Genomic DNA, 13,647 nt, shown 5'->3' with positions numbered 1-13,647 from the left:
ACACCCTTCAGCCGGTCCAGGCGGATGTGCTCCGGATCGTGAGGGAAAGCGCGGCCGCCTGGTATCCGTTGTGGGAAAAAGAAGGCTTCGAGGTGGATGTCTCGCTGCAGGAAGAGCCGCTGTGGTGGCTTGTCGATATCCAGTGGTTCCGGCGGATTCTGGATAACCTGTTTCAGAACGTGCTGAGGCATGCCCATTCCGGTTTGTATATCGGCATCGCTACTGAGGCGGCCGGGGGCAGGACGGCCATCGTCATTTCCGATCATGGCCAAGGCATGCAGTCGTCTTCCGGCGGCAAGGGCGCCGGGATTGGCCTCGCGATCATCGGCTTCCTGACGCGCGAGATGGGGCTGTCCATGCTGATCGAGAGTAGTTCGCAGGGGACAAGGGTCCTGCTGTACCCTGCGGGCTCGGAGAAACCGGGGCTGATGATCAAGTGAAGCCTTGGTTTTGACCATAGATAACTACACCCCCTTATTAGCCGAAGCCTAACAAGGGGGTGTAGTTTAATCAGAGCGGTTTTCTGTATACTTTCACGTGATGAATATTTCAGCAGTTAAAGGATTTGATGAAGTTTTTCTGATCCTTGGTGAACACGTATCCACGGCGTTCGTAGAATCGGTGGGCCTGGACGCGGCTCGGATGTGACAGCAGCTTGACTCCGGAAAACCCGTGGCTTCTCCCCCACTGTTCCAGATGGCTGATCAGCATACTGCCGACCCCTTGATTCCGGTGCGATTTTTTTACGACAAACCCCAGAACGTTGATCAGGGAGTCGGAAAAGAGCAGCTCATAAGGACTGCCGTGAATGTATCCGACGACTTCTTCATTTTGCTCGCACACAAAAATGACATCCTTCGTCTGAGCCGTGATGGCTTCAATCCTTTTTTTCACCCGGTCTTCGGTAAACAACCGCAGATCCGGGTTGAAATCCTGATTCAATACGTAAATATCGCGGTAATCCGTTGCTTCAATCTGCCTAACCGTGCAATCCGTCAATGTTACGCCTCCAATCGTCAAGAGATGACAAGTTTCTCTCATTTATGGTAGAGGCTGGCGCGGATTTTGGCAATGGAGTTTTAAACGAAATTTAAACTTGGAGCAGCCTGTCTTTTAACCTTGGCCCGGTAAGATGGGTATCGAGGTGATGATCGTGAGTGAACTCGTGATACAGACGAGAAATTTGAACAAAAAATACCGCGGCCGCTATGCCGTACGCAACTTGGATTTGGAAATCGCCAAGGGGGAAATTTACGGCTTTCTCGGACCGAACGGGGCCGGGAAGACGACGACGATCCGGATGCTGCTCGGCCTGATTCGCCCGACCGTGGGCTCGATCCAGATTTTCGGCAAGGACCTGAGGAAGGATAAAATGAACATCCTGCGCAAGGTCGGTTCGCTGGTCGAATATCCTTCGAACTACGGCCATCTGACAGCCGTGCAAAATCTGGAGGCAATCCGCCGCATCCTCGATGTGCCGAAGGCGCGCATCCACGAAGTGCTGGACATCGTGTCCCTCACGAAGGACGCGAAGCGCCCCGTCAAAGGGTATTCGCTCGGGATGAAGCAGCGGCTGGGCATTGCCGCCGCTCTGCTCGGAAGTCCGGAGCTGCTGATCCTGGACGAGCCGACCAACGGGCTGGATCCGGCCGGGATCCACGAAATACGCGAGCTGATCCGCAGCATGCCGAAGCAGCACGGGATTACCGTGCTCGTCTCGAGCCACCTTCTTTCCGAGGTCGAGCAGATGGCTGGGACCGTCGGTATTATCCGCGAAGGGGAAATGGTGTTCCAGGATACGATCGACAACCTGAAGCAGCAGGCCTCAGGCGGATTCCGCCTGGTCGTATCGGAGCCGCAGGAGGCGCTGGTTCACCTGATCGGCCAAGGCTATACCGGCCGGATGGAAGACGGGGCGATCAAGCTGGACCAGCTGAGCGATCCGGAAGTGGCGCTGCTCGTCAAGCGCCTCGTAGACAATAACCATGCCATTTACCGGGTGGAAGAGAAGCGCCGGTCGCTGGAGGATATCTTCATGCAGGTGATCGAGCAGGGGGGATTCTCATGATGGTGGCGCGCGCGCTGTCGGCCGATTTTCTGAAAATGCGCCGCAAAGGGATCTGGCTCCTCGTTATTCTGGGCTCGGTCGGACTGCTGGCGATGCAGGGGCTGAATTTCGGCCTCCGGTATGACTACCTGCTGCAGCGCTATCAAGATGATCCGTGGGCCGGATTGATCGGGGAGATCTTCTCGTTCGTGCCGATCGCCCTGTTCCTGGGCACGACGCTGATCGCTTCGCAAATTGCCAACGTTGAGCATGGCAGCAACTCCTGGAAGCAGCTGCTGGCACTGCCGATTTCGCGGGGCGCGGTGTTTACGGCCAAATATCTGCTGGGGATCATTGCCCTGACGGCATCCTGCCTGATTTTGTCCTGCGGAACCGTCGTCCTGGGACTGGCCCTCAAATTCAATCCGGACCATATTCCGTATTTGACGATTCTGAAGCTCAGCTTTGTGCCTTTCCTGGCGGCGCTGCCGCTGTTTGCCCTGGAGCTGTGGCTGTCCCTGACGTTTAAAAATCAGGCGCTGCCGATCACGCTCGGCATTACCGCCGCCATCGCTTCGCTGTTCGCGGGGAATTACCCGGAATGGTTCCCGCTGGCCTGGCCCCTGCTGTCGTTCTACGGAAAGGCGTCCCCGGCCTTGCCGGTAGGCGGAGGCATCATTTTGGCATTTATCATTTATTTGGCTGGCATGGGGCAATTCCGCGGAAAGGATGTGGACTAGAGATGCTGAGTTACTTTCGGGTGTTATCCGCCGAACGGCTGAAGATGTCACGCTCTCTGATCGTGCTGCTTATCCTGGTCAGTCCGCTCGTCTCCGTCCTGGTCGGGCTGCTGTCGGACGTCGACAGCCGGCAGCAGCCATGGCTGGTGCTGCTCGGCGCCTTGAGCATGCTGCATGCGCTGCTGTTCATGCCGATCATGTCGGGAATCTTCGCCGCCTTCATCTGCCGCTACGAGCATCAAGGGGGCGGGTGGAAGCAGCTGTTGGTCCTGCCGGTGACCCGGTCCGGGGTGTTCCTGGCAAAGTATACGGTCATTATCGCTCTGCTGCTGATCATGCAGGTGCTCTTTCTCGGCGCACTGCTGCTGGTCGGCGCCGTGAAGGGCCTGCCCGGTCCGATTCCGTGGACGGAGATCGGCCGCAGCCTGCTGGGCGGCTGGGTCGCCTGCCTGCCGCTCGCGGCGCTGCAGCTGGCCGCCTCGCTCATGTGGAGCAGCTTCGCGGCTCCGCTGGCGCTGAACGTGATGTTCACCATCCCGAATATGCTGGTGGTGAACTCGGCCACCTATGGTCCTTACTATCCCTGGGCGCAGCCGTTTCTGGCAACCCTGCCGGCAGGCACGATGGAGGGAGGCGGATTCGGGGCGCTGAACCTGCCGTTTGAAAGTCTGATGATTACAGTCGTCGGCAGCTTTGTAGTCTTTTTCCTAATCGGGTGGATCTACTTCCGGATGAAGGAAGTATAGAAGGTTTGGATTGCTGAAAATAAGGGTAAAGCAACATAAGGGCGTCCCCGCTGGGGGCGCTCTTTTTTTTGTGCTGGTGCAGGGTGAAGATGCTGTTCAACAGGGCTTCCAGTCCGGCGGCTATTCACAAAGCGAATATAACATGATATATTATTTAGAGATTGTAGAATGGTTCAGCGGAGCTGAACTTGTGGACCCAGAGACAGAGGAGGTTGCAACGTGTCGCATGAATCGTCGTCGAAGCCGATGTACGAACAAATCTTTGAAGAACTGCGCGATCAGATCGTAGCCGGAAAATATATGCCGGGGGAGCGGATCCCATCGGAAAAGGAGCTGGGCGAAGCCTACAGCGTCAGCCGGATCACCAGCAAGAAGGCGCTGGAGATGCTTACGCAGGAGGGATACATTGTCCGCCAGCCGGGAAGAGGCTCCTTTGTGGCCGAGGATTATGAAAGCGGGGGAGGAACACCGCCGTCCCGTGCGGGAGCAGCGTCCAAGCGGCGCCGGGAGAGCGGCAAGCTGCTGATCGGACTGGTCATGACCGACTTTGGGGACAGCTATGGAACGGACCTCGTCTTCGGCATGGAGGAAGCATCCCGCGAGCATGACAGCTACTTGATTCTCCGCAGGTCGCTGGGAGAGACCGCCAGAGAGCAGGAAGCGATTCAGGGCCTTCTGGAGATCGGAGTGGACGGGCTCATTATTTTCCCGGCGCAGGGTGAATACTTCAATGCCGAAATTTTGAAGCTGGTCATCAGCGAGTATCCGTTCGTGCTGCTGGACCGGCACCTGAAAGGCGTCTCCGCCAGCTCCATCAGCACAGACAACGTATCGGCGTCCAAGCAGCTGATCCATTACCTGTTCGGACTTGGGCATACCCATATCGGCCTTATGACCACCCCGCCCCGGGATACGACCGCCATCGAGGAGCGGATCGAAGGGTTTATCCAGGCCCATGCGGAAAGTGGCATTGCCGCCGACCGGAGCCTGTGGATGGAGAACATTACGGCGACGCTGCCGGCTGCCTTTGTACCGGAGAACAAGAAGAAGGAGAAGGAACATATCAAGCGCCATCTCGCGGCCCATCCGGAGATTACCGCTCTGTTCGCCATGGAATACAACATCGCCAGGCTTGCTTATGAGGCGGCGCTGGAGTCGGGGATCCGTGTGCCGGAAGACCTGTCGATCGTATGCTTTGACAGTCCGGATGACGCTGCCGGCTCCTTGTTCACCCATATGCGGCAGAAGCAGAATGAGATGGGGAGGCTCGCCTTTGAAAACGTGCTTAAATTGCGAAACGGCGAGAGCGTTCCCGGTAAAATCCTGCTGGATGCCGAGCTCGTCGAAGGCTTGTCGGCGGGACCTGTCCGGAACGGCGGGCTTGCCATGAAACACAAATAGAGCTGGAACCAAAGCGGCAGGCCTCAGTGGGAATGCCGTTTTTCTTTTAAATAATATAATATTTAACGATAAAATGTTATAAAAAGTATATTGACATGTTAACTTACCAACAAATATAATTTTTGTGTATTCATACGGTAGCATAGCTGATATATTCATTAACTTTCGACGCTTATGATGCCATAACCAAGGAGGAGAGCGCATGAAATCACTGAGTACGGAGCCTGTTACTTTGGAACGGTTGGCCGGGAGAATGTCGGAACAACTGGCCGGAGAGACGCGTTTGCTGGACATTTTTCAAAATGCGATACGGAATACTTGGGGAACGACGCTGAAACGGATGGAGGACGGAACGACTTTCGTCATTACCGGCGATATTCCGGCGATGTGGCTGCGCGACTCGGCCGCGCAGGTGCGGCCGTTTCTGGTGCTGGCGAAGGAGGATCCGGAAGCCGCCGACATGATCGAAGGCTTGGTGCGGCGGCAGCTGGATTCGATTTTGCTGGACCCTTATGCAAACGCCTTCAACGAGGAAGCCAACGGGCGCGGCCACCAGGCGGACGAGACAGAGATGACCCCCTGGATATGGGAACGCAAATACGAAATCGATTCGCTCTGCTATCCGCTTCAGCTCAGCTATCTGCTCTGGAAGAACACGGGCAGAACCTCGCAATTCCAAGGCAGCTTCCGTCAAGCTGCGGAGGCCATATTGGATTTGTGGACGGTGGAGCAGCGCCATGAAGAGCGGTCGCCTTACCGGTTCCAGCGGAAGGACTGCGTGCCGAGCGATACGCTGGTGCGGGACGGCAAAGGCGCAGAGACGGCCTATACGGGCATGACCTGGTCCGGATTCCGGCCGAGCGACGATGCGTGCGAATACGGTTATCTGGTTCCTGCCAATATGTTCGCCGTCGTGGTGCTCGGCTATTTGCAGGAAGTCGCCGGAGAGGTGCTGCAGGATGAAGAACTGCAGGGCAGGGCCGCCAAGCTTGCCCGGGAGATCGAGCAGGGCATCCGGGAGCACGGCATCGTGCAGCATCCGGAGTTCGGGCCGATTTACGCCTATGAAACTGATGGCTTGGGCCATCACAATCTGATGGACGACGCCAACGTGCCGAGCCTGCTGTCGATTCCGTATCTCGGTTACCGGGACGCTTCGGATGAGGTATACCAGAATACACGGCGGTTTATTTTGAGTCGGAACAATCCTTATTATTATGAAGGAACTGCGGCCGAGGGGATCGGCAGCCCGCATACACCGCAGGGCTACATTTGGCATATCGCCCTGGCGATGCAAGGGCTGACCGCGGACAGCCCTGAGGAGAAGCTGCGCCTGCTGCAGGTGATGAGCCGAACGGACGCGGGAACCGGGCTGATGCACGAAAGCTTTAAGGCCGATGATCCGGCGGAGTATACGAGACCTTGGTTCTCGTGGGCAAACATGATGTTCTGCGAACTGCTGATGGATTACTGTGGCATCCGCGTGATGCGCTAAGAGAGATAATCCCAGATATCTAATAAAGTGCGGAGTTGGACGAAGGCTTTCCTGCACCTCGATATTACTTTCCTCCTACTTCCGTAGGGGGAATTTTTGTTTCATCGCCTTGGCGAAGGCCAAGAGCTTGTTGCATATGTGAGGAGACATAGCGAAGTAAAAATATTACACTTAATCCAAAGATAAAAACATTATATTACTTTTGCTGCTTCTGTAATATTGGTGTAACACAGCCTGGTTTGTGTTGGGCTGATCGAAAAGGAGGGCATACACAGTGATAAAACTCATGGTAGTCGATGACGAGCACTGGATTCGGGAAGGCTTGAAAAGGACCATTGATTGGAGCTCACACGGAATCCAATTTATCGGTGACGCCGAGGATGGCTGCAAGGCGTTGGAATTAATCGAAGCCCATGTTCCGGAAATTATCATTTCGGATATCAAGATGCCCACGATGGACGGTATGGATTTAATGGAAGAAATCAAAAAGCGCGGAATCGATACAAAGGTTATTTTTATTAGCGGCTTCAGCGACTTTGCGTATGCGCAGAAGGCGGTCAAGCTAGGAGCGTTTGACTATATTCTCAAACCGGTTGAAGAACCGATTTTGCTTGAAATTATTGAACGCTGCATCAGCGAAATTAAACAGAAGCAGGAGCTGAACTCTCGCCTGCAGGAATTGTCGGGCCGCATTCGGGAAAGCTTGCCGCTCGCCAGACAGAAGCACCTGGAGATGTGTTTAACCCGATCTTTGACAGAGCGAGAGATGCAATCCACATGGGAAGCCCTTCATATCAACCTCGATCCGAAACGGCTGATCGTTATGACGATGGTCGTCCACGAGTGGGGGGACCGGGAGATGGACGAAAGCGGATGCTCGCTCATGAGGTACGCGCTCGGGAATCTGGTGGAAGAAATCCTGTCCCAAAAGGGCATCCGGTGCTTAGCTTGTCCTTTACAAGGGAATGATTTTGCGGACATTGCACTGATTGCTTCGCTAAGTGAGCCCGATACCTCTTTCGGCGTCGAGGACTTGCACCGCTATATGGATGGCGTTATTGAAGATGCGCTTCAAGTGTTAGGCGTTCGAATCAGCATAGGGATCAGCGGCTTAAGAGAACGGACGCAGCTTGTATCCTCTTTTAGGGAAGCGCTTACCATAAGTATGAACTATTTGGTTCACGGACCCGGGCAGGTCCACACTGCCCCGATGGACGGCAGTTCAGCAGGTCATGGATCCAAGCCCCGCCCGGCTGAGCAGCTGGACTACCGCATGGCTGCATGCATGGGGCAATTGGCGGCGGACGTTCTGCTCACGGATCACAAAGCGGACTCCCTTGACTCGGCATTGTCGAATCGGATTCTGCATGCCATGAAGCTGATGGATGCGGGCAGATTGTCCGAACTGCTCGATGTACAAACCGGGCTGCTTCAAGAGCTCATCAAGCAGACGCCGGCCATTGCCGTGCGGTATGAAATGAATATGCACATCAGCATCCTTTTGTCCAAGTGGCAGGAGCTGCTCCAGGCAAAGGATCATTCTAAGGCTTCCACCATTACGCATCAACGCAAGCTTCAGCTCTACAGGTGTTCAATTGGCGATTGGAAGGCCATGATCATGGACACCTTCCTCATAAAGGATACTCATGCACCCTCAATTGCGCATAAGCGAACGATAGAAACGGCGCTGCGTTATATCCATGATAACTACCACCTTGGCATCAGCCTTCATAACGTGGCTGAAAAGATATACATGAATCCCTCTTACTTCAGCAGAGTGTTTCACGAAGAGGTTGGCGAAACGCTCAGCCGCTATCTCATTCGAATCCGAATCACGAAGGCGAAAGAATTGCTTGAACAGACCCCTCTAAAGGTATATGAAGTCGCAGACCGGGTCGGATATCGGGATTTTCGGCATTTCGTCAAAACCTTTAAGGAATGGGAAGGCATGACGCCCGCTCAATACCGTAATTACGGGGCATAAGAAGAGAGGGACCTCATGAGACTGCAGTTCATCGATAGAATCAAGTTCAATTCGGTCGGAATGAAGGTGTTCGGATTCTATGTAGCCAGCATGATCGTCATTATTACCGTTATGGGATATCTATCCTATGATAAATCCGCTCAGATGATGGAGAACAAAATCGGAGGCATGGCGCTTCAGAATGTTCAGCAGATGAGCAAGCGGGTCGATATCCTTCTGGAGGGATACGAGGACCGTTCCCTTCTTGTCGTCGGCAATAAGGATATTCAGAAGCAGCTCATGGGAGATTTTATGGACGAGAAGGAAAGGATTCAGACGAATAACGCGAATACCGCCTTTCTATCGAACCTGGTAAACTCCAGGAATGATATGAATAATATCTATCTGCTCAGCGAGAGGGGCTACTCCTACCGCTATTCACCCAAAGAATCCTTTCCGGTCTACAATTCTTACCCCTATGAATATTTCACGGAGGACTGGTATCAACAAATCCGTCAGGCTGACGGCAGGCTCGTCTATTTCGGCATCATGCCTTCATTAATAAAAGGTCCGAGCTCCGAGCCTGTTTTTACTTTTGGCCGTGCCCAGAAAAATATGAAAGGCCGCGGAGAAATTATCGGCGTCGTGCTGTACGAAGTCGATCCGGCGGAGGTCCGGGAAATTTTGGCGGAAATCGATTACGACGGGTCGGGGATCAACGTCATGATTGACGATGCCGGCCACATCAAAGGGGATAAGGGTGGAATTCTATTGTCCAGCAAACTGGACATTCCGTTCAAGGAAGAGCGTCAGGGAACGCTAAACTACTCCATAGACGGGCAAGAGATGCTGGTAGTCTACAGTCAACTGGAGACGAACCATTGGAGGCTCGTTGGCATGCTGCGCAGCAATGATTTGATGAAGGAAGCGATGGATATTCGCTGGTACATGCTGTCGCTGGGCATTGTTTTTTCCTGCATCGGTATCCTGCTCGCGATCATTATCGCTTCTGCCGTTCACCGGCCGCTTCAGAAGATGACGCATGCGATGCGCCGAGCCAGGGACGGCGATTTCAACATCCGGATTGTCGATAAACGAGAGGACGAATTCGGCTATTTGTTCACCCATTTTAACCAGATGGTGGCCCATATCAAAGAATTAATCAACGAACTGTATGTGCAGAAGCTGCTGGAACGGGATCTTCAGCTGAAAATGCTGGGATCTCAAATTAACGCTCATTTTCTGTACAATACGCTCGATTCCGTCCACTGGATTGCCCGCATACATAAAGTTGACGACATTAGCACGATGATCTTCGGACTGTCGAAGTATTTGCGGATCAGTCTGAGCGAGGGAAGGGATGAAGTGCCGGTCAGCCAGGTCGTACATTTGATCGAGAGCTATATCATGATCCAGAAGGTTCGGTACAAGGACAAGTTTACGCTCTATGTGCAAGCGGACGAATCGCTGATGGATTATAGAGTGCTCAAATTTATTTTTCAGCCGATCGTAGAGAATGCGATTTATCACGGGCTGGAGCGAAAATCAGGCAAGGGCCGGCTGGATATCGCCTTTACCCGGGAAGGCAGCTGCCTGAAATTCGTCGTTACGGACGACGGTGCCGGAATTGCGCCGGATAAGCTGGCTGAATTGAAGCACATTCTGGGCGGAGAACAGCCTGCGGAGGAAAGCAGCTTTGCGCTGAGAAATATTAACTCACAAATAAAAATCGCATATGGCGCCCAGTACGGGATCGAGATGGAGAGCAGCTTGGGGGAAGGAACCAAAGTAACCATGACGATCCCGCTCACGAAGCGAAGCCCTGCCCAGCAAGTCAGTTGAAACGAGTTTCATATGACAGCGTGCGTAGATGATTACAAGAGAAAGTTAAAAGTGGAGGTAACGATGAAAGTGTTCTTGACTCGTCGAAAGATGCCTGTTCTTTTCATACTTGTACTCCTGGCCACCGTAATCATGGTATGGAACGCTTATGTCAGCAAGGGAGCGACATTCAATGTTAATTCGGAATTATTGGGCAAAAATGCTGCGAGCAGCTCAATTAAGCATAACGGCCCTGTAACGATAAGCTTCTGGTATTCGTGGGTCGGAGGATTTCAGGACGAATTCTACGATACGGTCGTGAAGCCGTTCGAAGAGGCAAACCCGGATATCAAGGTTGAAATGACCTTCATCGAGAACTCGGACAATTCGCAAGGCTCGGATAAGCTGTTGACGGCGATTGCCGGAGGAAAAGCGCCGGATGTCGCGATGATCGACCGGTTTATTGTAGGCGAATGGGCGGCGATGGGCTCCATTGAAGACATTTCGGCTTATGCGAATCGTGAAGATATGGCGAGTATTTATTACAAAAGCGTGTGGGCGGAATCCCAATACGACGGCAAAACGTACGCCCTCCCTTGGAATATGGACAGCCGCGCCATGTATTATAACAAAACGATGATGAAGCAGGCGGGTTTTGACCCTGACAATCCCCCGAGAACCATTGCCGGTCTGGATGCCATGGCAGAGAGGATGTTCAAAACGAACGGGGGCGGCGCATATGATCAAGTCGGATTCGTCCCGTGGATGGGTCAGGGCTTCTTGTATACGCATGGATGGAACTTTGGCGGCGAATGGGAGCGAGGCGGGAAGCTGACGCCGAACGATCCGCGGAACGTTAAAGCGATGGAGTGGGTGCAGGGTTACGCCGAGAAGTACGATGTAAAGAAACTGTTGAAATTTTCGGAGATGATGAGACAAACCGGAAGAAACTCCTTTTTGTCCGGCAAAGTTGGATTTGTCTATGAAGGCAACTGGCTTCTTAATGAGATGGAAGATTTGGATTTCGAGTGGGGTGTGGCGCCGATGCCTACAATCGATGGCAGCCGGCCGGTCACATGGTCAGGGGGGTGGTCGTTCGTCATGCCCAAAGGGGCGAAAAATAAAGAGGAAGCTTGGAGGTTTATGAAGTACGTAGCGGGCAAGGAAGGCACGCTCTTATGGGCCAGCCGCGAGGGCGGCAAGAATGATCTGATGTGCATTCCGGAAGTGAATGCCAAGCTCGGCCTGGATCAGAAGGAACCGATGAAGGTGTTTACAGAGCTGCTTGGGAATGCCTACATCAGGCCCGTCACACCTGTGGGCGGATATATGTGGGATGAAATGCTCCGCGTGCAAACGCTGGCGATGAATCTGCAGGGGGAACCGGGAGAGCTCTTGAATGAAATGAAGAAGAACGTCGATGCTGAATTGGCTAAGGTCATGGGGTACGGAAACAGCAAAATGGAGCATCCCCAAGGCCGCGATGAGCAGCCGTAAGAGTGTCTGTCATGTATGACAGGCACTCTTTTTTTCTTGCCTCGAATGGAAACGCGAAGCCGATGGCTCCCCTTCCAAGATAGTAAAGATAGTACACGAAATACAAAAGCAATCTCATTATCTCCTTCCATAAAAGCGTTTACACTAAAAAAGAACTAACTTCATTAATACCATTTAAAACCTATATAAGATGAACTAAAGAATAGGATGCAGGCAAGGGAGTAAAATGATTCCGAAGAAGCGAAGCGGTCACATTTGGCTTTCGGATTTCTACCTCACATGGGTTCAAACCAATCAAGAAATTCGAAAACAAGAGGGATCGTAGGGACATTTTACGTACTTGCCCCCATTCCTAGTTCAATATTTCAACTTATATATGCAAAAAGGAGGCATGTAAGTGAGGAAAAAGAAGGGCGCCACTCATTTGAGAAGAGCGATGCTCAAGTATCTGGTTACCGCATTATCGGTATGCTTCGTATTAACAGGCTGCGGGGGCTCGGGCGGGTCCAGCGGAGAGAATGGAGCCAACGATACAAAGGGAACGGACAGTACGAATCAACAGACCGATACCGCCAAGAAAAATACCGATACGGGTAAAGGCAGCGGTGAAAAGGTAACGCTTGAGCTCTGGGGTTGGGGAGGCAAATTCCAGACGGACTACACGAAAATTGTCATCAGCGAATTTGAGAAAGAGCACCCGAATATCAAAGTGAAATACATTATCGATCAAGGGGGCACGGATAAGCTGACGACGCTGATTGCCGGCGGTACGCCTCCGGACGTAGCGGTGCTCGACCGCTTCATGGTAGGGCAATGGGCGGCCAAGGGATCGCTGGAAAGCCTGCAGCCGTTCGTCGATGCCGGAGACGAAGTACGCGCCGACGATTATTATCCGGGCGTCTGGGCGGAAGCGAATTACAAGGACCAGCTCTATGCGATGCCGTTCACCACAGATAACCGGGCGCTTTATTATAATAAAACGCTTATGAAGGAAGCGGGTCTCGATCCGGAGAAGCCGCCGGTTACGATTGCGGAATTGGACGCGATGGCGGAGAAAATGTTCAAGAAAACAAGCAACGGCAGCGGCTATGAGCAGGTCGGCTTTATTCCATGGGCAAACCAAACCTACTTATACACGCAAAGCTGGAACTTCGGCGGAGAATGGACCAATGGCGATGAATTGACGCCAAACCACCCGCAAATTGTGAAAGCGCTTGAATGGATGGTCAGCTACGCCAAAAAATACGATATGTCCAAAATCAACAAGTTCAACGATGTTATGGGCAAAACCGGCATTAATTCGTTCTGGACCGGCAAAGTCGGATTCGTCGTGGACGGCAACTGGGTGCTGAACGATTTGACCAGCAATGCGAAGGTGAAGCCTACCTTCGAGTGGGGCGTCGCCCCGATGCCTTCCGCGGAAGGCTATCCTCAAACGACATGGGCAGGCGGCCATTCCTGGGTCATGCCGAAGGGAGCCAAGCATCCGCAGGAAGCATGGGAGCTCCTCAAGTTTATCGGCGGCTATAAGGGCACGCTGCTCTGGGCCAAGCGGGCAGATGCAGGCAACGATATTACGACGATGCCGAAGGTGAACGAAGAAATTAAGATCACCGAGAATCCGAAGCTGAAGGTATTCGTCGATTTAATGCCTGTGGCCCATTACCGCCCTGTTACGCCTGTTGGCCAGAAGCTGTGGGATGAAACCTTCCGCGTTCAGGATTTAGCCTTGAACGGAAAGGGCGAGCCGAAGAAGCTGCTGGACGAAGTCAAGAAGAACGTCGATAACGAGCTCAAAAAACTGGAATCGAAATAATCAAGGTGGACCGGTTTCATAAGGAGGGGGCGGCTGAATCGCCTGTCCCCTTTCTTCATCAGAAGGAATAGAACCGCTTAAGGTACATCCTGATGAATTGAACGACAAAGAGGTGACGGTG

General features: G+C 53.0%; 11 protein-coding genes. 10 read left to right on the top strand and 1 reads right to left on the bottom strand.

Annotated features, from left to right (window positions below; genetic code table 11):
* Positions 1–179: 179 nt before the first annotated feature.
* Positions 180–440: a hypothetical protein gene (locus ABIE48_RS34485; RefSeq protein WP_483312699.1), complete on the top strand. Its 261-nt coding sequence runs from the start codon at positions 180–182 to the stop codon at positions 438–440.
* A gap of 109 nt (positions 441–549) precedes the next feature.
* Here the strand turns inward: ABIE48_RS34485 and ABIE48_RS29235 are convergent, their stop codons facing one another.
* A complete protein-coding gene (locus tag ABIE48_RS29235) occupies positions 550–999 on the bottom strand; it encodes a GNAT family N-acetyltransferase (RefSeq protein WP_192716015.1) in 450 nt (149 codons plus the stop codon).
* A gap of 148 nt (positions 1,000–1,147) precedes the next feature.
* Between ABIE48_RS29235 and ABIE48_RS29230 the strand changes: the two genes are divergently transcribed.
* The 9 genes from ABIE48_RS29230 (at position 1,148) to ABIE48_RS29190 (ending at position 13,526) form a co-directional block, all read left to right on the top strand.
* On the top strand, positions 1,148–2,068 hold the full coding sequence (locus ABIE48_RS29230) for an ABC transporter ATP-binding protein (protein ID WP_285855349.1): 921 nt from the start codon (positions 1,148–1,150) through the stop codon (positions 2,066–2,068).
* Positions 2,068–2,787, top strand: coding sequence for an ABC transporter permease (locus tag ABIE48_RS29225; RefSeq protein WP_192716187.1), 720 nt, complete (start codon positions 2,068–2,070; stop codon positions 2,785–2,787). The genes ABIE48_RS29230 and ABIE48_RS29225 overlap by 1 nt, the downstream gene beginning before the upstream one ends.
* A gap of 2 nt (positions 2,788–2,789) precedes the next feature.
* Complete coding sequence (locus tag ABIE48_RS29220) at positions 2,790–3,533, top strand: ABC transporter permease (protein ID WP_089549184.1); 744 nt, start codon at positions 2,790–2,792, stop codon at positions 3,531–3,533.
* A gap of 219 nt (positions 3,534–3,752) precedes the next feature.
* Positions 3,753–4,934 carry a GntR family transcriptional regulator gene (locus tag ABIE48_RS29215; RefSeq protein WP_240913339.1) on the top strand — a complete coding sequence of 394 codons (1,182 nt, stop codon included), beginning with the start codon at positions 3,753–3,755 and terminating at the stop codon, positions 4,932–4,934.
* A 202-nt stretch (positions 4,935–5,136) separates the two neighbouring features.
* A complete protein-coding gene (locus tag ABIE48_RS29210; protein WP_192716014.1) occupies positions 5,137–6,429 on the top strand; it encodes a glycoside hydrolase family 125 protein in 1,293 nt (430 codons plus the stop codon).
* Positions 6,430–6,703: 274 nt separating this feature from the next.
* Positions 6,704–8,413 (top strand): response regulator transcription factor, encoded by a 1,710-nt coding sequence (locus tag ABIE48_RS29205; RefSeq protein ID WP_192716013.1) that lies wholly within the window; start codon positions 6,704–6,706, stop codon positions 8,411–8,413.
* A gap of 15 nt (positions 8,414–8,428) precedes the next feature.
* Positions 8,429–10,234: a cache domain-containing sensor histidine kinase gene (locus ABIE48_RS29200; RefSeq protein WP_192716012.1), complete on the top strand. Its 1,806-nt coding sequence runs from the start codon at positions 8,429–8,431 to the stop codon at positions 10,232–10,234.
* Positions 10,235–10,297: 63 nt separating this feature from the next.
* A complete protein-coding gene (locus ABIE48_RS29195) occupies positions 10,298–11,710 on the top strand; it encodes an ABC transporter substrate-binding protein (protein ID WP_354520185.1) in 1,413 nt (470 codons plus the stop codon).
* A 397-nt stretch (positions 11,711–12,107) separates the two neighbouring features.
* Positions 12,108–13,526, top strand: coding sequence for an ABC transporter substrate-binding protein (locus tag ABIE48_RS29190; protein ID WP_145026958.1), 1,419 nt, complete (start codon positions 12,108–12,110; stop codon positions 13,524–13,526).
* Positions 13,527–13,647 lie beyond the last annotated feature (121 nt).

Origin of the sequence: Paenibacillus sp. OAE614 (assembly GCF_040546645.1) — a bacterium.
In the GTDB taxonomy this organism is placed as follows: Bacteria; Bacillota; Bacilli; order Paenibacillales; family Paenibacillaceae; genus Paenibacillus_AQ; species Paenibacillus_AQ favisporus.
Note: the sequence above shows the minus strand (reverse complement) of the source record. Positions and strands in the feature narration are given on the sequence as shown.

Bases quoted from the DNA above. Each gene is read 5' to 3' on its own strand.
- ABIE48_RS29220 (WP_089549184.1), top strand. From the start codon at position 2,790: ATGCTGAGTTACTTTCGGGTGTTATCCGCCGAACGGCTGAAGATGTCA.
- ABIE48_RS29195 (WP_354520185.1), top strand. From the start codon at position 10,298: ATGAAAGTGTTCTTGACTCGTCGAAAGATGCCTGTTCTTTTCATACTT.
- ABIE48_RS29210 (WP_192716014.1), top strand. From the start codon at position 5,137: ATGAAATCACTGAGTACGGAGCCTGTTACTTTGGAACGGTTGGCCGGG.
- ABIE48_RS29200 (WP_192716012.1), top strand. From the start codon at position 8,429: ATGAGACTGCAGTTCATCGATAGAATCAAGTTCAATTCGGTCGGAATG.
- ABIE48_RS29230 (WP_285855349.1), top strand. From the start codon at position 1,148: ATGATCGTGAGTGAACTCGTGATACAGACGAGAAATTTGAACAAAAAA.
- ABIE48_RS29225 (WP_192716187.1), top strand. From the start codon at position 2,068: ATGGTGGCGCGCGCGCTGTCGGCCGATTTTCTGAAAATGCGCCGCAAA.